Here is a 26164-nt window from a genome sequence, read left to right as displayed (position 1 = left end):
CCGTCGTGGAGACCCGCCATGTCCCGATCCCACCCTGTGACGCCGCGAGCCGACGTCTATTCGCGCATCACCACCGAGATTGTCTCTGCCATCGAAGCAGGCGCCGACGACTGGCGCATGCCTTGGCACCATGATGGCGCTGCCACGACCAGGCCGCAGAACGTCACCTCCCGCCGCCGCTATCGCGGTGTCAATGTGCTGGCGCTTTGGATTGCCGCTGAAGCCAGCAGCTATTCCAGTGGTCTTTGGGGGACCTATCGCCAGTGGGCAGCTCTTGGTGCACAAGTCCGCAAGGGTGAGCGCGGAACCACCGTCGTGTTCTGGAAGCAGGCTGCATCGCGCGCCGTTGATGATCATGACGACGGCGAAGCCGGCCCCGGCCGCATGTTCGCCCGGGCCTTCACCGTGTTCAACCTCGCACAGGTCGAGGGCTATGAGCCCGCTCCTGTCGCGGTATTGACCGAGAGCGAGCGGTTCGAACATGCCGAGGCATTCGTGGCGGCTCTGAAGATTCCGATCACCGAAGGCGCCTACGATGCGCACTACCGGATCGATCTCGATCACATCTTCATGCCAACCTTTTCCGCGTTTCGGGATGCAACGGCGCAGATGGGCACCCTTCTGCACGAAGCCGGCCACGCTACGGGCGCAAAGCACAGGCTCGACCGCAATTTTGCCGAGAGGTTCAAGCGCGACAGTCTGGCGATTGAGGAGATCTGCGCCGAACTGACAGCTTCGTTTGTGCTCGCCGACCTCGGGATCGCCCACCATCCGCGCGCCGATCATGCCGCATACGTGGCATCGTGGTTGCGCGTGCTGAAGGACGACCCTCGCGCCATCTTCACCGCCGCAAGCAAGGCACAGGCCGCAGCCGACTGGATGCACGCCCAGCAACCTCAGCCCGAGGAGCTGGCGGCATGACGTGCGTCCGGAAAATTGGCGGTGGAAGTCAGATTAGGGCTGGACTGTCAGGATATGTCGCCTCACTTTGCCAGGCAACGCTGTGCGCCGAATACGGCCTGCCCAACGAACTCCACGACAGCCACGCTTCGTACATCCATCACTGGATGAAGATCCTGCGCGGAGACAAGACCGCGATCCTCCATGCCGCAGCCAAAGCTGAGCAGGCGGTCAAATGGCTGCGCCAGTTCGATCCGGCCCTGACAGGCGAGCTCAAGGAGGCGGCCTGACGGTGATCTGGGGCCTCTCGCGCGGCGAGCGGGAAGGGGAGGGGGTGAGGACCCGGCGCGCCATGGGGCGCGATGGAGACTACGCCCATGAACTACGATCTCGACTTCCGCTATCGCCGCGCGTTGCAGCCCGACGGGCTCGCGACCATCCCGACCGCGACCCAGGCCGTGGTCGATGCCATGCAGGACGCCCGCAACGCCGGTATCGATCCCGCGACCGATCCGGCCACCATCCTGCTCGCCCGCCACGTTGGCCGCCTCGCGCTTGGTCATGCTCCCGATCAGACGTTCACTGAGGACACGGCCCTTCGCCGCCAGTGCATCGCCAAGATCGATGAATTGAAGTCCAAGCCGGCAATGGTCGCGCTCGCCCGGCGCGGGATCGGCTATGACCCCGAAGCCAAGCGCGCCTTCCACCGCGAGGCCCGCTCCGCGCTCCGGGTCGCTGCCCGCCATCTGGGCCTCGACCCGGACCAGTACGACCTGCGCAGCAATTTCGCCGGGCCCGCCGTCTCCGGCGAGATCACCCTTCATGGTGACGAGATCTACGTTCAGGTCTCGATCCCCTGCATCCGGCCCGGCCGCGAAGTCATGTTCCGCCGCTGCAAGGGCCGTCAGGACTACCTCGGCGACCGCAATCACTTCTGCGACATCGCCGTCCTTGCCGCTCCGCATAGCTTCCGCGCGCTGGTCGTCCGCGAGACCGGCCTTTCCATCAACCCACGCAGCCAGGCGCTGCTCTAGGAGAAAACCTCATGGGATGGCTGTTCATGTCACGCGGCGGGATGTCGCCTTTCGCCACGCCGAAGGCCTATCTCGACAACCAATGCACCTATCCGCCCGATCTGGACAAAGGCCGCGAGACCGGCCTGCGGGTGCTCAAATCGACGGTCCGGTCCGGTGCCTATTACGCCGCCTGCCAGAGCTACGACGCCGAAGGTCCAAAGGAGACCTTCGCGATCATCTGCCTGGTCAAATGGAACCCTGGCGCGCGCAGCGGCGAGAACTTTGGCTACAAAGACAGTGCGCCGTTGCGGCGCTGAAACGGAGTATCAAAGATGATGAGGTGAGTTGAGATACCTCTGCCCGCCAAGCTTACCTCGGACCCAAAAGGTCTGAAATTCCGAAAGGAACGGGGGACCATAGCATGCTTGGAGCAAGGCCGAATGCATCCCAGTCGCAAAGGGATGATGCCGGTCAGGGCAAGACGCGCATGGTGAAAGCTAAACTGCTTAAATCCTAGTCTGCAGCATTTTATGTACGCGAAGCTGGCGAAAGCGACTGACACGCCAGATCCGGACGTTGGCAACGGTCTCATGTCTTGGCCGTTTGTTCTCAACCCGTCCGGTGCGCCCCTTGTCCAGGGGTTCAGCAGGCGAAAGGGACACCTAAACGCGTCGCATCTCCGTTCAGCGTAACTACGGGATGCCCTAAACAGGCGGCTTCGGCTGACCTGCATGGGTACGGAGCCGCCATAGTATTCAAATGCCCGGGGTAATGCCCGGGACAGCTCCCGGAAGGGAGACGGTGCAACCGCATAAGGACCGGGCGACCGGGCCGAAACCGGCGACCACCGGGAGAAGGGCGGCAGTTGCGATACTTCAACCGCAAATCATGGGGTGTGCTGATGCTACCAGATACTGTGATGGCCCGGTTGGAGGCCATTCCGACGATCTCTGCGTCGGGCAAACGGGTAAATGGGCTTCATCGTTTGATGAGGTCCCCGCTTCTTTGGGAGCAGGGACTTCGGAAAATTGCCTCCAATCGGGGGGCGATGACGCCGGGCATCGATGGCAAGACATTCGAGGATTTCGGTCCCGACCGTCTCGCTCCGTTGATCGCCAGCGTTGCGACCGGAGCCTACAAACCAAAACCTGTGCGTCGGGTGTTCATCCCGAAAGGCAAAGGAAAGCGGCGTCCGCTGGGGATTCCCACGCGAGACGACCGCCTCGTCCAGGAAGTGGCACGCCAACTGCTGGAACGAATCTATGAGCCGGTCTTCTCGAAGGCCTCGCATGGATTTCGACCGGGAAGATCGTGTCATACGGCCCTCGAGCACGTGAAGGCTGTCTGGACGGGCGTCAAATGGCTTGTCGACGTGGATGTCGCCGGGTTCTTCGAGAACATCGACCATGACATTCTGCTGAAGCTGCTCCGGAAAAGGATCGATGACGAAAGGTTCATCGACCTGATCCGCGACATGCTGAAGGCAGGAGTCATGGAGGGAAGGGCTCACACCCAGACCTATAGCGGCACACCACAAGGCGGGATCGTCTCCCCGATCCTGGCCAACATCTACCTGCACGAACTCGATGAGTTCATGGCGGGTCGGATCACGGCCTTTGAAAAAGGGAAGACCCGCGCCACGAACCCGGAATACCGGAGACTGGCGGGCCGGATCGCCAAACGGCGAGAACGGCTCAAACGACTGGAAGCCAGTGACAACGCTGATCAGGTAACGGTGAAGGCCATCTTGGCCGAAATCAACACCTTATCAAAGCAGATGCGTTCGTTGCCGTCGAGAGACGCCATGGACGCCGGGTTTCGCCGACTTCGCTACTGCCGTTACGCCGACGATTTTCTTATCGGTGTGATTGGCAGCAAGGACGATGCGAGAGGGGTCTTCGCCGAAGTCAGGACCTTCCTGACCGAGGTACTGGCCTTGACCGTATCCGAGGAGAAGAGCGGAATTCGAAAAGCAAGCGATGGTACCAAATTCCTCGGATACGAGGTGCGGACTTACACGGGACGCCAATGGACAGTGCGAAGCCAGAACGGCACACAGCACTTCAAGCGGCGCCCGCCATCGGAAGTCATGCAACTCAATGTTCCGTGGGATAGGGTCACTGCGTTTGTTGCCCGGAAGGCATACGGAGAATGGTCCCGATTGAGGGCCAAACACCGCAACCACCTTCTAAGCTGTAGCGATGTCGAGATTGTCCTTGCCTACAACGCCGAACTGCGAGGGTTCGCGAACTACTACGCTCTGGCGCGCGATGTGAAATTCAAGCTCAACCGGCTTGAATACCTTCAGCGCTGGAGCATGTTCAAAACCTTGGCAAGCAAGCACAAATCCAGTGTGCGAGTTGTTGCCGCCCGCATGAGGCAAGGGCTGGAATACCTCGCCGGCTATGAAGTCGGCGGCCAGCCCCGATCAGTCAAAGTCTGGAAAATGACCGATCTGAACCGTGACCGGATAGACCCGGACAAGGTGGACGTCCAACCTTGGACGCAAATCTTCTCCGGCTCGCGAACAGATTGGGTCGACCGGCAGAACGCCACGCAATGCGAAGCGTGCGGCCGATCCGACCTCCCCTGCCATGTTCATCATGTCAGGGGAATGGCCGATGTTGCGCACAGAGACCAAGCCACGAGGAAAGCCATAGCCAGAGCGCGCAAGACGAAGGTTCTGTGCGTCCCTTGCCACAAGGCGATCCATGGTGGCCCACTACCGGAGCAGAGAACATGAATGGTATTATCGCAATGGAGAGCCGCATGCAGCGAAAGCTGCACGTGCGGTTCGGTGGGGGGAACAGGGCTGACTCCCGGAGCAGCACCACTCCTACCCAACTGACCGAAACGATGGGGCCGTATCACTACGATTGTCCGGCCTCGATCCTCGACCTGTTGGGCCCTCCCGGCAACGAATATGCCGCCAAATGGCGCGAGGCCTGCCGGGCGCGTCTCGCGCTGACCTCGCGCCGCAAGCCGCGACCGGGCGACACGCTGGTGCTGGCCGAGCCGCTCACGTTCACTGACGGGCAAAGCGAGCGCAGCTTCCGGGTGGTCCAGTCGGGCCGGAAGACCATCCTGCGCCGGATGAACGATGGGATGGGCGTGAAGATCAGCAAGCTGATGAGCCGTGCCTGGACGATTGTCCCGGCCCCCGCCGCCCCCTCGGCGACGTGACTGGCTCGCGAGCTTGCACCGCCATGTCGGACCAGCCACCCCCCGAACGCTCACCTAAACGTGGGCGCCTCTGCAGCATTGAAAACGCCAACCGGGTGGCAACCCGCGTTGCCGAGCATATCCTGACCGACACGGCGGTCGTGAAGACAGGAAACCCGCTGCAGCCTTTCCGCGTGGTGCTGGCGAGCAAGGCCGCGCCGGGCCGCACTGTCTCGCGGGTCGTTACCTGCAACGATGACGAGCCCTGATCGGTCAGTAGGGCTCCGGCCCGCGCTCGACGAACCACGACTGGCCGAGCTCGAAATCCGGGTTCGGCGACACCAGCGGGCCATCGGGGCCCTCCGCCACATAGGGTGAGACCAGATCCTTCCGGCGTACCCGCGAACGGCTGAGCCAGGCCGCGGTCCGGCCGCGCGCTTTCAGCATGCCCAGCAGCCAATCCATTGCCTCGGCCATCTCGACCACGCCGCGCCCGGCGAGGCTGTAATAGATCGCCCGCTGGAAATCGTCGCACGATGTGCTGAGGATCGATGCGAGCTTTGCCCGCCCGCCGGGCGCATTTTCATGCACCAACGACACCGCTTCGCGCAGTTCGCGGACCGAAAAGTAGGCGTCATCGACCCCGACCCCGATGCAAAGGGCTGCAATCGCGCGCCGCGCCGGCAGCACGTTGAGGTCGCACGAGGCATCGCGGAGCGTGATGTCGAGATCGAAATGGTCGGTGTGGGCGCCGATGGGCATCGGAAATTTCCTTTCAGATAAGAACGTAGCGTGAACGCTCAAGCGCCGTCAACCGGCAGGCGGAGGGGAGAGGGGGGCGCATCGGTCGATTATTGCAAAAGGAGAGTTTGATGACCCAACTTGCCCAAGCCGCCCCTGCCGACACCGACCACACCGCCGAGATTGCCGCGCTCAACGATGCCGCCCGCGCGGGGTCGCTTGTGACCTCGAAGACCGTGTTCACGCGGGCGCTCGCGGATATTCTTGCCGGGGAGGACCCCGATCCGGGTACCCGGCAGCTCAACCTGATGATCGGCCAGGGTGCCCTCCGCCGGCTGATCAACGAGACACCGATCGATCCCGGCAACGACCCGCACGGCGAGCGCGACTTCGGCGTGGTGGAATACCAGGGTCACAAGATCTTCTGGAAGGTCGACGTTTACGCCAACGACGGCACGTTCGCCTGGGGATCGGAGACGCCTTGGGACGCTCAGCAGAGCTTCCGCGTCGTGACCATCATGCTGGCGAGCGATTGGTGACGCGATGAGCCGGTATTCGCTAAAGCCGCTGCCCCATCGCGCGGATTTGTTTGAGGTCGCGGTCGGATGGGATGCAGGGTTCGGCACCTTCTTCGTGATCGTGTTTGGCCCTTGCAAAGAGGGGCATGATCCTGAACTCAAGACCTGGGAGGGCGCGAAGCCAGGACAGATACCGACGCTGTTGCATCTGCGCCATCTGATCAAGCAGTACGCCGAATTGGACCCCGAATTGATATCAAGACTGCAAGCCGACCAACGAGCTGAGGCAGGCCAATTGGCCACCACCCTCAGCGACTTCATCTTCCGACTTTTATAATGTGCCGTTTCTCTTGCCCTCGGAGACGCACGAGCTAAGTTGGCTGGCGGTTTAAGGGGGACGTCTTGATCAAGCGCTTACGTCGTGCAGCGAGACAGGGAACCCACTGGTTGACTGCCGGGCGTTCTCGCGAGCATCAAATCAACTCTGCGGCACCGTTGAAAATCCCGTTCGAGAAGGACACTGTCGAAGGATACATAGCGAGTCTGGATGCGCTGATCCGTGCGCCCGGAACCCACGTGTATGTCGACACCTCGTTTCTGGTTTGGCTAACTGCCCTCGGGTGCGAGGCCCGCAACGAATTCACAGGATGGCTGCGGGCAGTAGCGGCAGGTCGGGTGCATGTCCCTGTGTGGGCGGCGCACGAATACCTGCGACACCACATGGGGAATCTGCACGGCAAGAAGCTGAAGGGCATCGAAACCGCGTTGAACGATCTCGCCAACAATACCTTCAACGACCTTCGGCCGTACATCGATACCTCATTCACAGGCGACAGCCGGTCGCCAGCAGAAATCATTGCCGCGACGAGGTCAGTGCTTATTGACGTCAAACGCGTCGCCGCCATCGCCGGGCGGTGGACGAAGCAGCACTATGACAGCAATTCTAAAGCAATTATCGAATTCATCAATGAGTGCGGCCTTCCAAGCGCACCGATGCTCGACTGGATGGGCGACATCCAATCCGTAGAGGAGGCCCGTTTCGAAGGCCGCATACCCCCAGGCTTCCAGGACCGGAACAAGTCTGGTGCGAACGGAGGGGGAGCCAACAGCTTCGGCGATCTGATGTTCTGGAAAGAGATCCTTCATCACGCTGGTCAACGGCGCGCTCGAGGCGTCGTGGTCATCAGCAACGACGGCAAGAACGATTGGGTCATGGGAGGGCTAGATCAACCGGACCTGGATGCGGAACTTAAGGTGATCGCGAGCAAGCTACCCCCGATCCCAAGGCCGCAACCGATGCTTGAATATGAGGCCAAAGCGTCCGCCGGTGTTCAAGAACTGATGCTGGTAGATCGGAAATATCTCGCGATCTACTTGCGCCGCACCGGCGTCCCAAGTGACAGGTTCTTTGGTTCGGCTATCGACGTCACGCTTCCCTCCCCTGACCGAGAAGACGAGGCCATTCGGAAGCAAGCGCGTGACCAAGCGACCGGCAGAACTTCCGTCGCGAGCGGAATAGAGCCACAGAGAGACACGCCAAAGCACCTGCCAGTGGATGACGCTTCTGGCATTGCTGACAATCCTCTCGCTCTTCGGCTTGCGTTCAGTGCCAGCAGCTCGGACGCAAACGAGAAATCCGGCCCTCTCCTCGATCACATGCTTGCCAATGATGCGGAAGGACTAGGCCTAGATGCATTCCTGACAAAGGAAGCGTTGGCTAACTGGGACGGCCGGGCGGCTGTTTGGTTCGGTCGATCGCTGGGCACCAGATCCATCGAGGGCAATGCCCTAGCTACCACCTACACGACGGACTTGCTCGGCGTGTTCGAGCGGCTGCCGCCGAGGACAGCAACTAACCTTTACCTTGGCCTCCTGGCGTCGGCCTACGTTGATGGGTCATCGCTCAAGACAATTCCCCGCACACCTTGGCTGCCTCGGCTCTTAGCGCTTCAAGGGCAACCGCGTGCCAAGGGGGCCATCGACGCGTTCCGGAACATTGTCGCTGATTGGCCCGGTCGCCCAGTCTATCTGCCAGACGCGGATCGACCTGCACTGTCGGTCAAACCACTACTTGCGAAGGCTACCGGCACCGCGCCCCGCCTGACAGGTCTACAGATTGGGGGGATTGGCGTAATCGTGGAAGCTCAGGAAGATGCAGGACTTCGCTTGGCCAACCGGTTTCCAGGAGTAACGACCGTCGTTCTCGGCGATGTCGTCAAAGATGTGTGCAACGCTCTGGGCATACCGTTTGACCAATTGATGGCGCATGAGGCCTTCGAGCGAGAGGTCGCTTTCGGAAGTACCGTCGGGATTGCTGCCGAAGGGGATCTTAGAAATAGTATGGAAGACCAATCATGACTGATGCGGCACCGGCGGGCGGCACACCTGCGCCGATAGAGATCAACCCATTCTTTGGCGGCTTCGTCTTGGAAACTCTGACGATTGGGCTCTACGGAGAGGCTCGCAGCGCTATTCGCGAATATCTTCAGAACGGGCTCGACGCCGTTATGCAGGCAGTCGACGGTGGCATCATGGCTTTCGCGGACGCGAAGATTGATGTGACCCTTGAGGATGACGGGCTCGTCATTCGTGACAATGGCATCGGGTTGGGCGTCGACCTCGCGGTGTCGAGGCTGACTTCCATCGGTGCATCGTCGAAGGATTACCGCGTTCAAGCTGGCTTTCGTGGCATCGGCCGACTAGCTGGCATCGCATTCTGCGACAGATTGGTGTTTCTGACGAAGGCTCAGGGTGAGAGCGAATGCACGCGCATCGAGTTTAATGCGAATCAGCTGCGAAAGGACATGGCACCAGCCAGCGGAGGGCACCTCTCGCTCGCCAAACTTCTTTCGAAGAACGTGACCGCAACTCGGACGACGGGAGAGACCCCCGACGAGCACTTCTTCGAAGTCCGCCTCGAGGGCCTCGTAAACGCCCCGGGTGAAAGCACGGATCTGGACCAGATGGTCGATTTCGTGTCGCAGGTGGCGCCGGTGGCCTATTCAGATGAATTCACTTTCAGAGCTCAGATCGAACAAGCAGCATCAGATCGCAAGTTCGCGTCGACCAGCAAACGGGTCGGCCCGTCGGCCGCACTGGAGGAAGTGAAAATCGTCGTTCACGATGGCGATCGGAGCGTCGAGGTTCGTAAACCCTATGGCAAGGCCTACCCCGTCGGCCGCGATTCCGTTCACCTTGACGACATCGAAATCGTCGACGGCCAGAGCCGCCGCTGGTGGGGCTGGGTTGGCGTGAAGCGGGAGCCTGGTGCGTACAAGGACGATCTCACTCGCGCGATCCGTATCAGGGTGAGGAACATCCAGATAGATGGTACCCAGATTATGGGTGAGATGTTTTCCAATGTTCCCGATGCCAAGTCCTACGGACGGTTCAATGATTGGTACGTCGGGGAAATTTTTGTCGATCCAACGTTTGTCATCCCGAACTCGCGGCGTGACGGGTTTGAGGAAGACGCAAACTGGGCGACGCTCCAGGCGGAGATAATCTCCCTTTGCGACAGGCTGGGCAAGAACGCATACGAGATTTCTAAGAACGCCCAGCATTCCGTGCAGCGCCTGGCCAAGGACGCGAAAGCCATCGAGGACCGTGCAAAGGCGTTAACTTCTGCGTCCACGCAGGGACACACGGACAACCTTCTCGAACTCTCAAATGACGTCACCAAGGCGCAGCGCCGTGTGAGCCGTGCTTTTAAGCACGCAGACCTGGAAACTGCATCCCAATTGCGGTCGCTGGAGAACAAGCTCCTTGATGCGAAGACGAAAGCGGTTCGAAAGCTGGGTATCACTCATGCAGGTGACATGTCCCAATTGCGCGAGCAGGCGCAATTAGAGGTATTACGAGAGCTAATGAAGGCGTTCAGGAACCAATTGGAGCCTGAAACCTTTTCAAAGGTCGTACAGATCGTGGCATCTGTTGCAGGAACTACCGACTTCTAAGCCACGCATCAATTGTAGGCGAAGTCATCTTCATTGTTTCCCGCGAACGCGACTGAGTGGTTCGACAGATGAGATAATCCAGCTGGGCGGGGCCCAAGGATTCGACCATGTCGCCGGTTATGTGCCCCAAAAAGCGGCAGTCGTAATCAGGACGAGCAACTATCGCCGGAGCTACTCGGTGAGGTAGGGGACCGTCTGCGTGACTACGCCGACATTGGCCATTGTTCACTGGGTCTCCCACCGCATCCCTTCCTGAGAGCAACAGAAAGTTCTCGATCGACAAACGGCAATCGTCTAGCTATCCGCATTGCAGCGATGCAGATTCGGCATCGTGGGGAGGCGGAACGCTGATGGAAAGTTTGGTTTGCCAGATCGGGCAGTCGGCGCAGAGGCCGGTTCTGCTTGGCTTTGCGCCCGCGTCTCTGCTGCATCGGATCAGCATGGCGGACGTCCTCGACGAGGGAACTGGGCAGGGCTACCAGCGCCGCTTCAACTCAGGCCACAGTCTCGATTTCCGGCGATATATCCGCGAGCCCGGCAGCACAACAATTCCCCTCACGTTCAATCTCAGGCCGCGTGAAGATGGAGGCTGGCGCCTAATCGAGGACGGCCATGGTATGGCGCGCTTGGAAATCGACCCGACTGCCGGTCGCGTGATGACACAAGTGGATTGCCAGCACCGCCTCGGTCATCTTGCCGACCTCGATATCGAACTACCTTTCATGTGCTACATCAACCTGACAGTTCAGGAAGAGATGGCGGTCTTCTCCATCATTAATCGGAAGGCCAAGGGGCTGAGCCGCAGCCTGCTTGATTTTCACGACGCCCGACTTTGCGAAGATCTGGCAAATGATCGGCCTGAACTGTTTATCGCACTTTGCCTTTCGAACGATCCAGCATCGCCTTGGTGCGGGCAACTCGACGTCGGGGGCAACAAGATTTCGGGGATGTCGAGAAAGGCCTCACTGCGCACATTGCAAAAGGCTGTGCGCAGATTTCTCAACCATTCCGGCATCTTGAAGGAGCGTACGGTCGAGGAGGCGGCAAAGACTGTCCTTGATTTCTGGGTGGCGGTCTCGGTCGCCATGCATTCGGACTGGTCTCGCCCACGTGGCTCGCTGATCGCCAAGGGAGTCGGGGTGTATAGCCTGATGGAAATAGCCGCAGACCTATGGGTTGAGAGCCGCGGTGCCCTCACGCGTGAGCTCCTTGTGGCTCGCCTTTCTGATCTCGCGGCGGAGACGGATTGGTCGTCAGATGGCCCCATGAAGGGATTGGGCGGTGAAAGCGGAGTTGCGGCTGCGGTGGCACAACTTCGGGCTGTCCGCGCCCGCCAGCACATCAAGGCAGTCGCGTAATGGCCGGCAAGAACATTCTGCTCATCGAGCCGGGATACAAGAACAAGTACCCTCCCTTGGGACTGATGAAGATCGCCCAATATCACGGACCTCAGGGTAAGAACGACAACGTCACGTTCGTGAAGGGCGAGGATCCCTCAGCATTCAACAAGGCTTGGGACCGAATTTACGTCACAACCCTCTTCTCATTCGAGTACCCGCGGATAGCGACCACAATCGACTACGCACTGAAGGTGGCAAACGGCCAACCGGACAAAGTATTCGTAGGCGGGATTGCGGCCTCGCTGATGCACGACCGGTTTATCGAGGAGCGGCGTTGGCACGGGGTCCGGTTCATCAAGGGGTTGCTCGACAAGGCACCTGCAATCTCGCTTCAACTCGATGATTTCGCCGAGGAGCTCTATTCCGAAGACCTCTACGGCAAGCCAATCGAGGACATGGTTCCCGACTACAGCATCCTTTCGCAAATCGAATATGCATACCCGGTTCGCGATGCCTATTTTGCCTACACCTCGCGCGGCTGCATCCGCAAATGCCAGTTTTGCGGCGTGCCGAAACTCGAGGGAATGCAGCGCGACGTTGAATCGCTGACCGACCTCGTTCGTGCCATTGATGACATGTATGGTCCCAAGAAGGACCTCATCCTCATGGACAACAACGTGGTCGCGAGCGCTCGCTTCAAGGAGGTGATCGCCGAAATCCGCGACCTCGGCTTCGTTCCAGGGGCAAAATTGCAGCGCCCAGGCTCAAGGGTACCCGTGCAGCGGCGCGTCGACTTCAACCAAGGTGTCGATGCTCGCATCCTTTGCAAGGACAAGATGTACCTGCGCGAACTTTCATCGATTTGCCTCAAGCCATTGCGGATTGCGTTCGATCACCTCGGTGTGCGCAAACCTTACGAGCAGGCGGTCCGCTACGCACATGAGTTCGGGCTCAATGAGCTGTCGAACTACATGCTCTACAATTTTCATGACACCCCCGCCGATCTGTTCGAGCGCATGCGCCTCAACGTCACGTTGAACGAGGAGCTGGGAGTTAGAATCTGGTCGTTCCCGATGCGATTCCAACCCACCATGCGTCCTGATCGTGGGCATATCGGTGAGAATTGGACCCGCTACGAGCTGCGCTCAATGCAGCTGATCCTTCAGGCGACGCACGGCGTAGTCAGTGGAGCACCTGAGTTCTTCCGCCGAGCATTTGGCGACACATTCGACGAATTCCAGGAAATTCTGCTTCTTCCGCAAGACATGATCTTCAACCGCGACTGGTTCCAACGTTTGGATGGGCGGGGGGAATACGATTCCTTCCGCGCGGAATTCACTCGCCTTTCCCCAAGCCGCCGCGACGAGCTGAAGCACATCCTCTCCTCGGTCGATCCCCGTTTCTTCCCATCGCTAGTCGATGAGGCCGACGACGACGCGCTTCGCTCGATCCTGCGGTACTATGTACTCCGCCCGAAAGCGGAGATGATGACGATTTGGCAGCGTCAAAAGCCCGTCGAGCCGGAGGCCTTGGTGCCCGATGATGAGCGCGTCGAAGATGCTGCTTTGGAATACGATGATGATGTCGATGCCCCGCAATCGACTGAGTGCAAGCAAAGGCATTTGGCATGAATCTCTCCGAAGTAGCGAGCATCGGCACGGCCCGGCCGGTGATCGGCAAGGACGTCTTGGAACTGCTCTCGACTGCAATGTACGTCGATCCGCTCACCATTTACCGGGAGTACGTCCAGAACGCAGCTGATGCGATCGACGATGCTCGCGCGGCGGGACTCCTGCGCGCAGATGAGGGCGCCATCGCCATCACCATAGATCCAACGACAAGAACAATCACCATCCGCGACAACGGTGTAGGCATCGCGTCTGACGCCTTTCAGTCCATCCTGACCGCCATCGGAGCGAGCAGCAAGCGCGGCACCGGCGCAAGAGGCTTTCGTGGAGTGGGCCGGCTTTCGGGCCTAGCCTATGCCCGTGAACTGACATTTCGGGCATCTGCTGCAGGTGAGACGCAAGCTCACTCGTTGACCTGGGACTGCCGTGCTCTTCGCTCAGTGCTGAGAGATTTCGATGACCGCCGAGAATTGCCCGAAATTGTCGGCGCTATCACGGTGATTGACGAAACGTCCGGGGTTACCGCTGATGAGCATTTTTTTGAAGTTATCTTGACTGGCGTTCCTCGGATTGGGGATGACCGCTTGCTGTCACCGGCTGCGGTGAGTGATTATTTAGCGCAAGTTGCGCCCGTACCGATGTCCTCGCAGTTCACGTTGGCGCCCGACATCGATGCGCAGCTTGGCAGCCTCAACGACATTCGACGCTTGGTCATTACCGTCAATGGTGAAGCTCCCCTAACGCGACCGTTCGCGGACGAGATGCCAATAGAGGGGGGGCGGCCACTATGCCTTCGGGAATGCAGGTTCATTGAAATACCGAGCGTTGACGGCGGTATCGCTGCGCTAGCTTGGGTTGCCCATCACGATTACGAAGGGGCCATTCACGCATCTACAAATGTGCGCGGACTGCGCGCTCGGGTCGGCGACATTCAGGTTGGAGATTCCAACCTCTTCGAAGACATCTTCCCCGAAACACGCTTCAACGCGTGGACCGTCGGCGAGGTTCATATATTCGATCCGCGTATCGTCCCCAACGGTCGGCGCGACGATTTCGAGCGCAACGTACATCTGGCGAACCTGAAGAACCACCTGGCCCCGCTCGGCCGGGAAGTCGCCGTACGATGCCGCACGAGCTCGCGGGAACGCAAGCGTATCCGGGATTTCGAACTTGCCCATCTGGCGGCATTGGAGAACATCGCCATTCTCGAGCAGGGCAGCCTTGCGCCAAATGCCTGCGAACACGTTGCGCTCGCCGTCGACATGACGGTCATGAAGATGGAGAAGCTGGCCACCCCAGACAACTTGCTGAATGGTGAAGGGCGCGAACGCGCCGCGATTGAGGATGTGAAAACCCGGCTCGAAACAGTCACCCGTTCAACGGCATCGAGTTCGCCGCTCGAGCGGATGGCTCCCGAGCGCCGGGCGAATTATGAGGAAATGTTCAGCCTTATCTACGAGTGCGCAGCCAACCGCTCCGCCGCCAAGGCGCTGATCGACCGGATCCTGGCAAAAATCGCGTAGGGGCTGCTAGCCTCCGGGTCACCTCGCCCACGATGTTTGACCGAAGAGCTACCGGGCGGGAATATGATGCTCGACCTTCTCGTAAACCTCATTCACGAATGAGACCTGTTCCTTGCTGAGCAGGCCTTTTTCAGGGTGAGCCGTATATTGGCGGATATCGTTGAGCACTTTAATCCACTTGGTGCTCTCTTTCTTGTTGTCCGGATCCTTATAACCCAGGGACAGGGTGTCCCGGAACAGATCCCAGTTGGCGACGGCGATATCCTGATAGTTGATGAGGTAGAGATGAGACTCCTCGTCGCCTTCACGATTCTTCTTTTCCCATTCCTGGGTACACGAAAGGCGAATGGTAAGCGGTACGCCCTGGGTCCACCACGCTTTGTGATCCCGGCCAAAGTGATCTTTCAGAGTCTCGATGACGTAGTTGAACAGCTTCTTGTGGATTTGGGTCACCTTCGCCGCCGCCGCATCGGCGCCAGCTGCATCGCGCGAGGCCAGGTATTCCTGGAGCCCCAGCGGGCGGAAATCAGAGAGTTTCGCCTGAATGTAGGCTTCCATGCCAAACGACTGCTGCTTCACAGCTGTCAGTGAGGATCCGATCTTGCGAAATGCCTGAATATCGTTCGGCGCTACCGATGCGAGTTGATCTGCGAGGGCTGTAAGATACGGCTCCAGTTCTTTGAACGTTTCATCTGCATTGAGTAGCGCGAGGTCTATGCCCGAATTTTGACGGACATGCTCTGCGACATCCTGGATCACCAAGAACAGGGCGCGAAGACCGTTGTTGGTGCATACATAGCCCGTAGGGCTGTCGCCGGCCGCCCATTGGTTGGGCAAAATGTTTGCGAAAAGCGCGAGACACTCAGTCAGAACCGAAAGGCTCTTCTTGAGGTTGGCGTCGTAGTTGAGCGGATCACCCGTAGAGAGGGGACCGGGCACGATCATGCCCTTAAGGGGACTGCCAATCAGCCGGGCAACCTTGAGGCCGTCCCGTATCGACGTCTGCGTAAGACACCGCACATTCGTTTTCCTGGTGCCGGAGACAACCATGCGGTCAAAGAGTGGAGAAGCCTTGTCCTTGTTCAGCCGGTAGGCGATCCGCGACAGCAGGGCCTGGAAGGCCTCTTCGACATCGTCGGACTTCCAGTGCAGATCCGAATAGAGTTCGACCAGCAACCCGGTTTTCACCTTCACCTGCTTGCTGTTGATGTCGATGAACAGGTCCATCTCTTCATCGGCGGGAAGATTGACGTATGCCAGCACGGGTAGAACGGTCTCGTCGCTCTTGAAGCCTCCGTTCTCACGCGCATAGGCATAGCCATAGAGGCGGTGCTGCCCATCAATCACCCATGCTGAGGCATAGATGGGGGGCAGGTGCAAGAAACCGAGTATCTCCTCACCGACGGTCTCCTTCTTGTCGAACTGTGGTTCCTTCTTACCGGGGAGCTTGAGGTTCACGACGATGTTAGTCGGGAATTTGCCGCCTTCATTGATGTACTTCGCAATTCCCTTCAGTCGGTCGGACTGGAGCATTCGCTGGTAGGTTTCGAGGTTTTCGATGTCGCGGCTACCCTTGTGGCCAACATAGGCGATCTTCATCAGCTCTTCGGGCCGGATCAGGAACGTGTAGAACGGCCTTCCACCCATTTTGCCTCGGGTCGCAACTACGGTTTGCGCGAGCCCATCGACCCGCTGTCCCTCAAACATGTGCGCGAGGAACTGGAAGCGCGCGGCCATTTTGAGGTGCTGTGTCAGTTGCTTGTAATAATCGAGCAGCTGGTCCGATATCACAGCGATCTGGTACTCTTTACATTTCTCCAGGTCAGCCTCGCCCCAGATGATGTTTCTGGTGGCAATGGCGAATTTGACCTTCAGCTTTTTCTGACTGCCGTAATGGAGTTTGATACTTTTTTGCGCGGCCTCGCGCAGCGCACGGATCTTTTCGATAAGATCCGCCATTGGCTTCCGCCCGACTGTCGCTTTCTGCCGACATTCAACAATGATGACCGTCTCATCGTCCTTGGCAAATACATCGATCTGCCGAGGGTTCAGGCCATCCTCCACTGCGATCGTGAAGAGCCTGCCCTTGTTCAGCTCCTGGAATCCCATTTGAGCGAGGAGGCACCAAACCTCATCTTCGAGCTGTTCGTGCGCAGGCTTGGCCTTCGCAAGCCTCGTCGACTTCTTGTTTTTCTTTGCGACGCGCCACCCGTCTTGCTCTTCAAGGGCAACTTTCTCGGCAATGACCTTGCGCGTTGAACCCGTAACTGTGTGAAAGATGTCCTTGCTTTTGCGCTGACGCAGCTCAGAATCCAGATCATCCCCCGTGACGGTCGGGCCCATTACGTCATCAGCCATTGCGGTTTTTGCCCCCTTGCATGCGCCGTGAGTAGCAACAGGAGCGAATGCGAGGAAGACCAAACCGTTATGCGTCAATCGTTCCGTGCATAAGCTCGCGTCAAGTATTACTAGTTGAACCCGACTGCGCAGCAGAGCGGATGTCGTTGAACTCGATCAAAGAAGGGCCGAAATGTCTGCGATGGGCTGGGTCATCTCCGACGATGATCTTCAAACTCTGAAGAAAAAATATCCGCCAACGTATGCTTTCCTTGCGGTGCCCCATTGTACGTTAGAACTGGGGAGTTCACGTCAATCCCGACTTCCGCCTCCACGGAAAGGGGTCGTCTTTGGCAAGATCGACAATCTTGATGGCGTGGAAGCCCTCCTCCTGAGCATTGATGGGGAAACAGTCCGTCCAGATGGGGCAGTGCTTCACATAACGTGGTCACTGGGTGTAGATTTCCGCTGAGAAGTGACCCGGTATTTCCATCGAGAATTGACCCGGGTGATGGTATGTCCCGCAGAGCGGGTTTTGGGTCAAGCTGGTGATTTTTCCTTTCGTGGTTTTGGTGAGGCAGAGCTGGCCCTGAACCGGAAGCTGTCATTGCCAGTTTCGATGATGTGGCAATGATGGGTTAGCCGATCCAGCAGGGCTGTGGTCATCTTGGCATCGCTGAATACCTCGGCCCATTCGCTGAAGCTGAGGTTAGTGGTGATCACGACGCTGGTGCGTTCGTACAATTTGCTGAGCAGGTGGAACAGCAAAGCTCCGCCTGATGGGCTGAACGGCAGATAGCCCAGTTCATCAAGGATGATGAGATCGAGCTTGAGCAGACGTTCGGCAATCTGCCCCGCCTTGTTGGCTGCTTTTTCCTGTTCGAGCGCATTGACCAGATCGACCGTGGCAAAGAAGCGCACTTTTCTGCGGTGATGTTCGACGGCTTGAACTCCCAGCGCAGTGGCGATGTGCGATTTGCCGGTTCCGGGCCCGCCAATCAGTACTACGTTGTCAGCGCCGTCGATGAACTCGCCACCATGGAGTTGCCGAACCAGGGCCTCGTTGGCCTCGCTGGATGCGAAGTCGAACCCGGCCAGGTCTTTGTAAGCTGGGAACCGGGCGGCCTTGATCTGATAAGCAATCGAGCGGACCTCACGTTCGGCCATCTCGGCTTTGAGCAACTGGGAGACCATCGGCACTGCGGCACTGAAGGCTGGGGCGCCTTGCTCGATAAGGTCCCCCACTGCTTGGGCCATGCCATACAACTTCAGCGCCTTGAGCATGACGACAACGGCGGCACTGGCGGGGTCATGACGCATGACGCAGCCCTCCCTCACGCAGGGCATCATAACGTCCGACATTGGCCAACGGCTCTTGCGCAAGGCGCAAAGCCTGCGGTGCGTCAATCGGCGCTGCCGGTGGAGCCTTACCATCGATCAGGCGGTGCAGGATATTGAGGACGTGGGTCTTGGTGGCGACGCCCGCATCCAGCGCCAGTTCGACAGCGCAAAGCACTGCCTGTTCGTCATGTTGCAGCACCAACGCCAATATCTCCGCCATCTCCTTGTCTCCGCCGGGACGACGTAGGAGCTGGCTTTGCAGCTGCTTGAAGGCCTCTGGGAGCTGCAAGAATGGCGCGCCATTGCGCAGTGCTCCCGGCTTGCGCTGGACTACTGCCAGATAATGCCGCCAGTCATAAATTGTCCGCCCGCCAGTGTGGTGGGATCGGTCAATGATTCTGGCATGTTCGCAAAGGATCTGCCCCTCGGCCGCCACCACGATCCGCTCGGGGTAGATCCTGATGCTGACCGGGCGGTTGGCAAAGGATGCCGGGACGCTGTACCGATTGCGTTCAAAGCTGATGAGGCAGATCGGGGACACCCGCTTGGTGTGTTCGACAAAACCATCGAAGGTCCGCCCCAGCGGCATCAGACTACCAACCTCAGCGGCGTGTACATCGGCTACGGTGCCGGGCAAGTTGCCATGTTGGATCTCACCCCATTGCGCGATGCATTGTTCCTCGAGCCAGGCATTGAGCGCATGGATATCCGGGAAGCTCGGCAACTTCTGCCACAGCCGCCGCCGTGCATCTTGCACGTTCTTCTCGACTTGGCCCTTCTCCCACCCCGAGGCCGGATTGCAGAATGCAGGCTCGAACAAGTAGTGGCTGGCCATTGCGGTGAAGCGCGCGTTGACCTGTCGGGCTTTGCCCTTGCCGATCTTATCGACCGCAGTTCGCATGTTATCGAAGATCCCGCGCTGCGGCACACCACCCAGCACGCGGAATGCCTGCGTCAGTGCATCAAACAGCATCTCATGCGTCTGTAACGGATAGGCCCGCACGATGAACGCCTTGCTGTGTGATAGTTTGGTATGGGCCGCCTGCAGCTTGACACGCTCGCCACCAAGAATTGCCCAATCTTCGCTCCAGTCGAACTGGAACGCCTCACCTGGCTGGAAAACCAAAGGCACGTATGTTCCGCGGCCACTGGCCTGCTGTGCCAAGAGACGGCCTGCCTTCCAATCCCGCACATAGGCAGCGACACGATTATAGGACCCTTCGTAGCCCAATACGGCCAGATCAGCATGCATCTGCTTCGCCGTGCGCTTCTGCTTGCGCGATTTGCCAGCCTCGATTTGTAACCAACCCGTCAGCTTCTCAGCAAACGGGTCCAGCTTGCTCGACCGGTCAGGTACCTTGAACTGCGGCACCACCGTATCCGCGCGCAGATACTTGCGGATCGTGTTGCGCGACAAACCGGTGCGCCGCTCAATCTCACGAAGCGGGATCTTATCACGAAGGCGCCACCGGCGAATTACACTCAATAAATCCATGTCGATCACTCCCGATACCCCTGACTGGTCAGCCAGGGGCGGGTTCAAACATGGGTCAATTCTCAATGGAAATTTATGCCCTTACCGGGTCACTTCTCAGCGGAAATCTACAGCCATTCCCCCGGCAGTAGCACCGGTGCTGCCCGCATCAGTTGGACGATGTCGGTGTACCAGTTCTTGCCGGCGGCATTGCGCGCGTTTCCCCATGCAAGATAGCGCTCCATCGTTAGTTCGTTGATCTTCGCAGGACCAGCGACGGATTCTTCGTGGAGGAACTGCGCAAACAGCCGTAACCGAGATCGCATCGCGATCACCGTTCTTGGCGCAAATTCCCCATGTGCGACCTTGTCGAGCAGGAAGCCGCGCATCAGCGGGCGCAGCCACGGCTCGAAGTTCAGGAAGTTGATATAGGTGTCGCTTCGCCGTTGCCGATCGCGGAAGCGTGTGTCCTCCTCGCTGTAGAGATCGTTGAGCAGGATGATGTCGCGGTCATGCATCGGTGCCATCTGCGCCCGGTTGATGATCGCGAAGCGATGGATATCACCGAACAGCTGCACTTCCGGTGAGCGGAACTCGCTGGTGACGATCTTGCCGCCCCGGATCCACTGGCGGGTCTGGCTTTGCCTGCGCCGTCCATAATTCGCGCCATACCAGGCGGCGTAGCACTCCAGCACTGCATCGTTGTGGTGGTTCCGTTTGCGCGCACCCTCGTCATCTGATGGCGCGAAGCCGGGGTGAGGGATGTCGGCAAGGCAGCCCGCCTCAAAGTGACCAAGCAGGTCCGCGCCTTCCTCTACCAGATAGCGGATCACCGGGATCCGGCGCTGGAACCAGTGGGCGTCCGCCTTGCGATCGTCGAGAACGGATACCGCCAGGTAAGCCTTGATCTCGTTGGTGAGTACCGGAACCGCAGCCTGAAGCGGCAAGCTTGCGTATGTCTGGCTCAGCCAGGGATGGCCGAACACCTCACCCATCATGGCGTCCGACCAAATGGGATTGGCGACGAGGAGGGGGGATATCTCCGCGAGGCGCCCCTCAAGCCAGTTGTTGTAGCGATCGGTATCGTGCGGCGTGCCGCCGACGAGCGCCAGCGGCGTCAGGCCCATCGCAGATCCTTTCCGAGCAGCTCAGCCTCGCGAAGTTTCTCAAGCCTTTCATGCACCTCGTCGGGTCCTGTGAGGTAAAGCCTGCGGATTTCCGAGGCGAACAGGTGCTGATAGAACGCCGCTGTCGTTTGCGGGCTGGCATGCCCGAGCCGGTCGGCCACTTCGAGCAGGCTGTATCCCGCCGCGATCGCCTCGGATGCATGGCTGTGGCGGAACATGTGCCAGCTGAAGGCGATATGGGTGCGCTGCTCCAGCAGGCCCGCGAGCTTCTGCGCGTAGGACAGGCTCATGGCGTGCCCGATGACGCCGGCTTTGACATTGGTGAAGACGTACTCGGCGCCGGACTCGAAGGCTGGCAGATATTCGTCGCTGGTGATGTAATCGACGTACATGTTGAGCACGTAGTCGTGCACCGGCACACCGCGCGTCCGGCCCGATTTCGCACGGGCCTCATTGGCATTGTCTTCGCGCGGAACGACCCAGATGACCTTTTCGGCGAGATCGATATCGACATGGCGCAGGCCCAGCGCTTCACCGATCCTAAGGCCGGTGTTGTAGAGCAGCACGACCAGGAAGGCGTCGCGCGCGAGCCCGCAGGCCTCGATCAGCCGCAGAACCTCGCTCGGCGTCAGCCGCTTCTTGAGCACCTGCTGCTGGACCCGGCCGGGATCGCCCGAGAGATAACGGTCTTTGCGCCGTGTCGTCCGTCGCTGGCTGATATGCTCAAGGAACGGCTTGTAGATCCGGTGGCCGTCATAGGCCTTTGTGACCTCGGTCGTATCGACCGCGAAGTCGTCAGTGCCGTTGTAAAAGCGGTAGAACGATTTGACCGCGAGCTGGATCTGGTTGCGCGTCGATGGTGCCAGAATCCGCGTTTCCTGCTTGCGTAGCAGGATCAGCCGAGGACTTGGCAGCGCATCCTTTCGGCGGGCAAGCCGCCAGGCAAGGAAGCTGTCATACAGCGCAACCGTGGCTTCATGGATGCCGGCGCCGTTTGCGCCGAGGAAGCTAGCGAAGTCCACAACGTGGCGAACATAAGCGCGGATCGTGTTTGGTGACGCATGGGTCTGTTCGAGATGGACGATCCAGTGACGAAGGCACTCGACGACATCGCCGTCATCATCCAATACCGTCCACGACCGGCGACCGCCGGGCATTTCGATGCGCGCAGCCTGCCAGGGCGTCGTAGCGAACGGAGTGGACACGGTCGCTGATACTGTTGAAAGACCCCCGTGACTGCAAGCCTTTCGCCATCACACTGGACACAGTTTACATGGACAGTTATGGTATCGGTATTAACATAATACTTATTATCAATCCGGACGATCGTGCCATAATGCGGTGCATGTGACACGTTTTCTGTTTTATGGCATAAGATGCAATTCATGTCCGAACATTGCCTCGTGTAGGGGCATGCCAAGCGACCTGGAGCACTGCCATGACGGTTCAAGTGACGATCACGCCAAACGGCCGGATGAGCCTGCCTGCCGATATCCGCAAGCGGCTCGGCCTCGCTGGTGGCGGCGCCTTGCTGGTCGAGGAAACCGAGGACGGCGTCATCTTGCGAACGGTCGCGCAGTCCATCGCTCACGCGCAGGCGCTCGCGAAAAAGTACACGGGCGGCAAGTCCGAGGCCTCGGTCGATGCCTTCCTTGCCCGCCGCCGTGAGGAATCCGGCGAATGAGCGAAGTGGTGCTCGATGCCTCAGCGCTCCTTGCCTTGCTCCGGGACGAGCCCGGAGCCGACAAGGTTGCCGACGCCATCGCGGATGCTCGCATGTCCAGCGTCAACTTTGCCGAAGTCGTCAGCCACTTCATTCACGCCGGCATGCCAGCGGGCGAAGTCGATGCGATGCTGAAACCCTTGCCGATGGCCATCGTCGATGCGGACCACGGCCTTGCCACGATCGCCGGACGCTTGCGCGCCGCGACGGCCGAAGCCGGCCTGTCGCTCGGCGACCGGTTCTGCCTTGCACTGGCCCGCCGCGATGGCCTCCCAGCCCTGACTGCGGACAAGCAGTGGCGGACCGTTGCCGCCGCCGCCGGGGTTAGCGTCGCAGTCATTCGCTGAGGGAAGGCAATTGAGATGACGTCCAAGCAATCCGGCTCCGACCTCGAGCGCTTCCCGGATTGCGATGGACTGCGCAAGCTTTCCAGCAGCGGCGGCGGCGGCAGTTCCGACGATATCAACGAAGCGCAGCAGTTTGCCTATGACGCTTGGGACGAGCCTGACCGGACGCGTCGCAATTTGCTGGCCCGCAAGGCCCTCGCCCGGTCGCCGCTTTGTGCTGATGCCTGGCTGCAACTCTCCGAGCTTCGCAATCTCTCGGACTCGCAGCGCCGCGAATATCTTTTGCGTGCGGTTTGCGCCGGTGAACTCGCGGTCGGCGAACGACGATTTGCCGAGGTCAAGGGCGATTTCTGGCTGGTTCTCGATACCCGCCCTTATATGCGCGCGCGTTTCGCGCTGGCTCAGGATCTCTGGTATTCTTGTGACAAGGGTGAGCGGATCGCCGCAATCGCCCACTTGCACGAGATGCTCGACCTAAATCCGAACGACAATCAAGGTCTGCGCTACGTCCTTCTGATATGGCTAATCCGGTCGGATGCCTATCAGGCAGCGGAAGACTTGCTCGACAAGCACCGTGATGAAATCTCGGCCTTCATGGAATTCACCCGCGTGCTGCTTGCCTACCGGATGCAAGGCGACTGCGAGCACACGCGCGACATGGCGGCGAAGGCCTACCTCGCCAATCGCCACATCCCGCACTATCTCGCCAACTCAGGGCTTTGGCACGAGGGATCCGGCACCTATTCGCCCGGCCGCGAGAGCGAAGCTGCATGGTATGCTCAGGAACTCGGGATCGACTGGTTCTGCACCCATGGTGCCATAGAGTGGCTTGCTCACTGCACGGACAGGGAACCCGTCCGCAATCGCGATGGCGAAACGCTCCATTGAACGGTTAGCGCCTTAGCGCGGTCCGCTTGCGTCCTCATTCGCCTGGTCCAGCAGGTCCATGAACGTGCGTGCCGCATCGCGGTCGCGATCGTCCTTGAAGGCAACATCGAGGTCGGGTGCCGAGCCCAGCATGTAGAGCAGGGACCACATCGCGAATCTGCGGCCCTTGTCGGGCTCGAGCCCGAACTCGACCTGCATCCGTTCGACGCCGCTGGCCATTGCTGCGGGTGAAACCGCTCCGAGATCATCGGTCCCAAAGAAGCGCCGCATCTGGTCGTCGAATTCCATGTTCAACCTTCCTGCCTGATCATGTGCGGCCAAGTCCGATGGCTACGGGCCGAAGCTTTGCGTCCTCACCCTGATCGAAGGCGTTGCTGGCCATCAGCATGGCCCGCGCCGATTCCAGGGTGCTCCAGTCAACGGCGTGCGTGAATGCTTGCGCGACATCGAGCATGCGGATCAGCGGCGCTGTCTGGCGATTGTGCGAGAATGCCTTGAGGGCGCTCAGGTAGTCGGTGCGATAGGCCGTCGGGATGATGATGCGCTCTTCGCCATGCGCCAGCAGCTCGGCGTTCATCATGATCCGCGCGATCCGGCCATTGCCGTCAGCGAAGGGATGAACTTCGCTGACCAGCGTCATCATGAAAATGGCCCGTTGGAAGGGTTCGCCTAGGGCCTGCAAGAAGCCGAAGCCTCGATCGAGCGTACCTTCGACCAGATCGGGCGCGACGAACACTGTCGCGCCCGCTTGATTGCCGCGTTGCTTGAAGGCTCCCGGCAGCTTGTCAGGGCGCGCTTCCATAACGGCGGCATGTCGGTCCATGAGCAATTCGCGCAAGGACGCATAATCGCTTGGCAGAACCTTCATGCGGACCAGGTCCGAAACCACTCGGAAGGTGCCAAGTACGTCATGCGCGTCCGCGGGCCGTTCGGTCGGTATGACACCCTCGAAGACAATATCGGCGGCTTCTTCGACGCTGAACTCGGTGCCCTCGATGAAGTTCGAAAAATAGGCTTCGTAAAACGCCAGGGTCGAGGTCGCCTCTGCGCTACGCGCGGGTACGGGCCGGCGCTCCGGTACGGTCTCGCGCAATGCCGAGAACAGCTCTTCGAACATTTCGACGCGCGCCGGGTCGAACGGATGCCCCGCCAGACGAGCCTTGCCGATTTCGCTCTGCATCACCGCTTCGCGAGTCCCGAGTAGCGAGCCGATCAGGCCGTCGAGCTCGGCGGCCTCGGCCTCGTAGTCGAGTGCCGATGCAAGCGCCCGCGCATCGTCACGCAGCCGATTGATGGCCCCCTCACCCTGGCTGCGCAGCATCCGGTCGAGCCGCTCTTCCAGTTCGGCGCGGGATACAGTTCTCGATATCCGGCCACCGCGCCCGCGCGTCGGCCGCATGTTTTCGAGATAGGCCCTGGCCGTCGAAGCTAGCCGGACCCCACTGAACGGGCGATCACTGTCGAGAGCTGCAGGGCCCGACCTCGGTCGCAAGACAAGGCCTGGCAACTCGGTTTCGCGTCGCTTCGACGAGATCAGGAATACCGAACCATCCTCGGCCGGCTTTCCTTCCAGCGCTGTGCGATCGGCAATGATCGCATCAGGATAATATGCGGCGACGAGGTTGTACCAGTTGCGCCGCACCAGTCGTTCAGGTTCCTCGCCGAGATTGCGAGTGTAGAGGCGCGAGCCAAGTTTGCGCAATTCCCCGCGCTCCACCGCCTGATAGACAGCTTTGGAGATCGCTGCGTCCGAAACGAAAACTTCAGGGAGCGCCGCGAGCGAATTTCTGGACATTGTTTGCTCCTTGCGGAGCCTCATACCTGAAGATTCGAGATTTAAGAAGCGCTTTATGCGACAAAATGATACTTAAGACGCAATATGAGCGAATTTTCGCGAATTACGCACTGGCCCCGGGATATGGCCCATCTGCACACTGCGCCACCCGCGCACGGAGCGCCGCGAAATATCGCTGATCAGCAGGACATCCCGGCGCAGATTGTGCCCCTTCCCGCAAGATTGCACGAAGGCGCTGCCTGTCCCGGTTTCGCCGGGCCAGTTCATCATGGGGGGCAAGGCTCGCCTTGGACATGCCTCGTATCCTAACATTCCAAACAGATTTGGCGAGCCTGTGCATCTTATCCT

The 26164-nt window shown here is 59.5% G+C and carries 24 protein-coding genes and 1 pseudogene; 17 read left to right on the top strand and 8 right to left on the bottom strand.

All coding sequences use genetic code 11. The annotated features are described in order from the left end of the window. Positions 1-18 precede the first annotated feature (18 nt). The 7 genes and pseudogenes from ACZ1JX_RS21185 to ACZ1JX_RS21155 all read left to right on the top strand — a co-directional run bounded on the left by ACZ1JX_RS21185 (position 19) and on the right by ACZ1JX_RS21155 (position 5347). The gene (locus ACZ1JX_RS21185) at positions 19-921 is read left to right on the top strand and encodes an ArdC family protein (protein WP_010890911.1); all 903 of its coding nucleotides are present in this window, start codon (positions 19-21) and stop codon (positions 919-921) included. A 56-nt stretch (positions 922-977) separates the two neighbouring features. After that, positions 978-1190: pseudogene (locus ACZ1JX_RS21180) on the top strand (zincin-like metallopeptidase domain-containing protein); the annotation flags it as partial. An 87-nt stretch (positions 1191-1277) separates the two neighbouring features. Then, the gene (locus ACZ1JX_RS21175; protein ID WP_010890913.1) at positions 1278-1934 is read left to right on the top strand and encodes a hypothetical protein; all 657 of its coding nucleotides are present in this window, start codon (positions 1278-1280) and stop codon (positions 1932-1934) included. 11 nt (positions 1935-1945) lie between these two features. Continuing rightward, the gene (locus ACZ1JX_RS21170) at positions 1946-2233 is read left to right on the top strand and encodes a hypothetical protein (RefSeq protein WP_010890914.1); all 288 of its coding nucleotides are present in this window, start codon (positions 1946-1948) and stop codon (positions 2231-2233) included. Between the two features lie 584 nt (positions 2234-2817). Then, positions 2818-4659: a reverse transcriptase domain-containing protein gene (locus tag ACZ1JX_RS21165; RefSeq protein ID WP_011906624.1), complete on the top strand. Its 1842-nt coding sequence runs from the start codon at positions 2818-2820 to the stop codon at positions 4657-4659. Between the two features lie 113 nt (positions 4660-4772). Beyond that, complete coding sequence (locus tag ACZ1JX_RS21160; protein WP_041551543.1) at positions 4773-5099, top strand: DUF6927 domain-containing protein; 327 nt, start codon at positions 4773-4775, stop codon at positions 5097-5099. Between the two features lie 95 nt (positions 5100-5194). Next, positions 5195-5347 carry a hypothetical protein gene (locus ACZ1JX_RS21155; RefSeq protein WP_324608756.1) on the top strand — a complete coding sequence of 51 codons (153 nt, stop codon included), beginning with the start codon at positions 5195-5197 and terminating at the stop codon, positions 5345-5347. 4 nt (positions 5348-5351) lie between these two features. Here the strand turns inward: ACZ1JX_RS21155 and ACZ1JX_RS21150 are convergent, their stop codons facing one another. Continuing rightward, positions 5352-5840 carry a hypothetical protein gene (locus ACZ1JX_RS21150; RefSeq protein WP_010890919.1) on the bottom strand — a complete coding sequence of 163 codons (489 nt, stop codon included), beginning with the start codon at positions 5838-5840 and terminating at the stop codon, positions 5352-5354. A 110-nt stretch (positions 5841-5950) separates the two neighbouring features. Here ACZ1JX_RS21150 and ACZ1JX_RS21145 point away from each other — a divergent pair, with 110 nt between their 5' ends. The 7 genes from ACZ1JX_RS21145 to ACZ1JX_RS21115 all read left to right on the top strand — a co-directional run bounded on the left by ACZ1JX_RS21145 (position 5951) and on the right by ACZ1JX_RS21115 (position 14784). Beyond that, positions 5951-6358 (top strand): DUF3768 domain-containing protein, encoded by a 408-nt coding sequence (locus ACZ1JX_RS21145; RefSeq protein ID WP_011906622.1) that lies wholly within the window; start codon positions 5951-5953, stop codon positions 6356-6358. A gap of 4 nt (positions 6359-6362) precedes the next feature. Then, complete coding sequence (locus ACZ1JX_RS21140) at positions 6363-6674, top strand: hypothetical protein (protein WP_011906621.1); 312 nt, start codon at positions 6363-6365, stop codon at positions 6672-6674. Between the two features lie 65 nt (positions 6675-6739). Next, a complete protein-coding gene (locus ACZ1JX_RS21135) occupies positions 6740-8695 on the top strand; it encodes a PIN-like domain-containing protein (RefSeq protein WP_010890921.1) in 1956 nt (651 codons plus the stop codon). Continuing rightward, the gene (locus ACZ1JX_RS21130) at positions 8692-10293 is read left to right on the top strand and encodes an ATP-binding protein (RefSeq protein ID WP_010890922.1); all 1602 of its coding nucleotides are present in this window, start codon (positions 8692-8694) and stop codon (positions 10291-10293) included. Before ACZ1JX_RS21135 ends, ACZ1JX_RS21130 begins: the two co-directional genes overlap by 4 nt. 350 nt (positions 10294-10643) lie before the next feature. Then, positions 10644-11651, top strand: a complete 1008-nt coding sequence (locus tag ACZ1JX_RS21125; protein WP_010890923.1) for a DGQHR domain-containing protein — start codon at positions 10644-10646, stop codon at positions 11649-11651. Next, positions 11651-13264: a radical SAM protein gene (locus ACZ1JX_RS21120; RefSeq protein ID WP_010890924.1), complete on the top strand. Its 1614-nt coding sequence runs from the start codon at positions 11651-11653 to the stop codon at positions 13262-13264. The genes ACZ1JX_RS21125 and ACZ1JX_RS21120 overlap by 1 nt, the downstream gene beginning before the upstream one ends. After that, a complete protein-coding gene (locus ACZ1JX_RS21115) occupies positions 13261-14784 on the top strand; it encodes an ATP-binding protein (RefSeq protein WP_011906620.1) in 1524 nt (507 codons plus the stop codon). Before ACZ1JX_RS21120 ends, ACZ1JX_RS21115 begins: the two co-directional genes overlap by 4 nt. A gap of 48 nt (positions 14785-14832) precedes the next feature. On the opposite strand, the gene ACZ1JX_RS21110 is transcribed toward ACZ1JX_RS21115, so the two are convergent. From ACZ1JX_RS21110 to ACZ1JX_RS21090, 5 genes are all read right to left on the bottom strand, one after another. Continuing rightward, complete coding sequence (locus ACZ1JX_RS21110; protein WP_011906619.1) at positions 14833-17142, bottom strand: DGQHR domain-containing protein; 2310 nt, start codon at positions 17140-17142, stop codon at positions 14833-14835. Between the two features lie 519 nt (positions 17143-17661). Continuing rightward, a complete protein-coding gene (istB, locus tag ACZ1JX_RS21105; protein WP_086740912.1) occupies positions 17662-18441 on the bottom strand; it encodes an IS21-like element helper ATPase IstB in 780 nt (259 codons plus the stop codon). Then, complete coding sequence (gene istA, locus ACZ1JX_RS21100) at positions 18431-19957, bottom strand: IS21 family transposase (protein WP_277788710.1); 1527 nt, start codon at positions 19955-19957, stop codon at positions 18431-18433. Before istA ends, istB begins: the two co-directional genes overlap by 11 nt. Before the next feature lie 107 nt (positions 19958-20064). Beyond that, positions 20065-21063, bottom strand: a complete 999-nt coding sequence (locus ACZ1JX_RS21095; protein WP_465126974.1) for a hypothetical protein — start codon at positions 21061-21063, stop codon at positions 20065-20067. Then, positions 21054-22268, bottom strand: a complete 1215-nt coding sequence (locus tag ACZ1JX_RS21090; protein WP_010890944.1) for a tyrosine-type recombinase/integrase — start codon at positions 22266-22268, stop codon at positions 21054-21056. The genes ACZ1JX_RS21095 and ACZ1JX_RS21090 overlap by 10 nt, the downstream gene beginning before the upstream one ends. 233 nt (positions 22269-22501) lie before the next feature. Between ACZ1JX_RS21090 and ACZ1JX_RS21085 the strand changes: the two genes are divergently transcribed. Genes ACZ1JX_RS21085 through ACZ1JX_RS21075 form a run of 3 tightly spaced genes read left to right on the top strand, consistent with a single transcriptional unit; the run spans position 22502 to position 24021 of the window. After that, positions 22502-22747, top strand: a complete 246-nt coding sequence (locus tag ACZ1JX_RS21085) for an AbrB/MazE/SpoVT family DNA-binding domain-containing protein (RefSeq protein WP_010890945.1) — start codon at positions 22502-22504, stop codon at positions 22745-22747. Continuing rightward, positions 22744-23133 carry a type II toxin-antitoxin system VapC family toxin gene (locus ACZ1JX_RS21080; protein WP_010890946.1) on the top strand — a complete coding sequence of 130 codons (390 nt, stop codon included), beginning with the start codon at positions 22744-22746 and terminating at the stop codon, positions 23131-23133. Before ACZ1JX_RS21085 ends, ACZ1JX_RS21080 begins: the two co-directional genes overlap by 4 nt. A 15-nt stretch (positions 23134-23148) precedes the next feature. Then, positions 23149-24021 carry a hypothetical protein gene (locus ACZ1JX_RS21075; protein WP_010890947.1) on the top strand — a complete coding sequence of 291 codons (873 nt, stop codon included), beginning with the start codon at positions 23149-23151 and terminating at the stop codon, positions 24019-24021. 12 nt (positions 24022-24033) lie between these two features. Here the strand turns inward: ACZ1JX_RS21075 and ACZ1JX_RS21070 are convergent, their stop codons facing one another. Beyond that, complete coding sequence (locus ACZ1JX_RS21070; RefSeq protein WP_010890948.1) at positions 24034-24309, bottom strand: hypothetical protein; 276 nt, start codon at positions 24307-24309, stop codon at positions 24034-24036. Between the two features lie 19 nt (positions 24310-24328). Beyond that, positions 24329-25816 carry a Fic family protein gene (locus ACZ1JX_RS21065; RefSeq protein WP_010890949.1) on the bottom strand — a complete coding sequence of 496 codons (1488 nt, stop codon included), beginning with the start codon at positions 25814-25816 and terminating at the stop codon, positions 24329-24331. Positions 25817-26164: the final 348 nt, after the last annotated feature.

The organism is Novosphingobium sp. BL-A-41-Hi4A-0G, from assembly GCF_055521735.1.
Note: the sequence above shows the minus strand (reverse complement) of the source record. Positions and strands in the feature narration are given on the sequence as shown.

Excerpts from the sequence above, each read along its gene's own strand:
- ACZ1JX_RS21185 (WP_010890911.1), top strand. The coding sequence starts at position 19 with ATGTCCCGATCCCACCCTGTGACGCCGCGAGCCGACGTCTATTCGCGC.
- ACZ1JX_RS21175 (WP_010890913.1), top strand. The coding sequence starts at position 1,278 with ATGAACTACGATCTCGACTTCCGCTATCGCCGCGCGTTGCAGCCCGAC.
- ACZ1JX_RS21170 (WP_010890914.1), top strand. The coding sequence starts at position 1,946 with ATGGGATGGCTGTTCATGTCACGCGGCGGGATGTCGCCTTTCGCCACG.
- ACZ1JX_RS21165 (WP_011906624.1), top strand. The coding sequence starts at position 2,818 with ATGCTACCAGATACTGTGATGGCCCGGTTGGAGGCCATTCCGACGATC.
- ACZ1JX_RS21160 (WP_041551543.1), top strand. The coding sequence starts at position 4,773 with ATGGGGCCGTATCACTACGATTGTCCGGCCTCGATCCTCGACCTGTTG.
- ACZ1JX_RS21150 (WP_010890919.1), bottom strand. The coding sequence starts at position 5,840 with ATGCCCATCGGCGCCCACACCGACCATTTCGATCTCGACATCACGCTC.
- ACZ1JX_RS21145 (WP_011906622.1), top strand. The coding sequence starts at position 5,951 with ATGACCCAACTTGCCCAAGCCGCCCCTGCCGACACCGACCACACCGCC.
- ACZ1JX_RS21140 (WP_011906621.1), top strand. The coding sequence starts at position 6,363 with ATGAGCCGGTATTCGCTAAAGCCGCTGCCCCATCGCGCGGATTTGTTT.
- ACZ1JX_RS21130 (WP_010890922.1), top strand. The coding sequence starts at position 8,692 with ATGACTGATGCGGCACCGGCGGGCGGCACACCTGCGCCGATAGAGATC.
- ACZ1JX_RS21125 (WP_010890923.1), top strand. The coding sequence starts at position 10,644 with ATGGAAAGTTTGGTTTGCCAGATCGGGCAGTCGGCGCAGAGGCCGGTT.
- ACZ1JX_RS21120 (WP_010890924.1), top strand. The coding sequence starts at position 11,651 with ATGGCCGGCAAGAACATTCTGCTCATCGAGCCGGGATACAAGAACAAG.
- ACZ1JX_RS21115 (WP_011906620.1), top strand. The coding sequence starts at position 13,261 with ATGAATCTCTCCGAAGTAGCGAGCATCGGCACGGCCCGGCCGGTGATC.
- ACZ1JX_RS21110 (WP_011906619.1), bottom strand. The coding sequence starts at position 17,142 with ATGGCTGATGACGTAATGGGCCCGACCGTCACGGGGGATGATCTGGAT.
- istB (WP_086740912.1), bottom strand. The coding sequence starts at position 18,441 with ATGCGTCATGACCCCGCCAGTGCCGCCGTTGTCGTCATGCTCAAGGCG.
- istA (WP_277788710.1), bottom strand. The coding sequence starts at position 19,957 with ATGGATTTATTGAGTGTAATTCGCCGGTGGCGCCTTCGTGATAAGATC.
- ACZ1JX_RS21095 (WP_465126974.1), bottom strand. The coding sequence starts at position 21,063 with ATGGGCCTGACGCCGCTGGCGCTCGTCGGCGGCACGCCGCACGATACC.
- ACZ1JX_RS21085 (WP_010890945.1), top strand. The coding sequence starts at position 22,502 with ATGACGGTTCAAGTGACGATCACGCCAAACGGCCGGATGAGCCTGCCT.
- ACZ1JX_RS21080 (WP_010890946.1), top strand. The coding sequence starts at position 22,744 with ATGAGCGAAGTGGTGCTCGATGCCTCAGCGCTCCTTGCCTTGCTCCGG.
- ACZ1JX_RS21075 (WP_010890947.1), top strand. The coding sequence starts at position 23,149 with ATGACGTCCAAGCAATCCGGCTCCGACCTCGAGCGCTTCCCGGATTGC.
- ACZ1JX_RS21070 (WP_010890948.1), bottom strand. The coding sequence starts at position 24,309 with ATGGAATTCGACGACCAGATGCGGCGCTTCTTTGGGACCGATGATCTC.
- ACZ1JX_RS21065 (WP_010890949.1), bottom strand. The coding sequence starts at position 25,816 with ATGTCCAGAAATTCGCTCGCGGCGCTCCCTGAAGTTTTCGTTTCGGAC.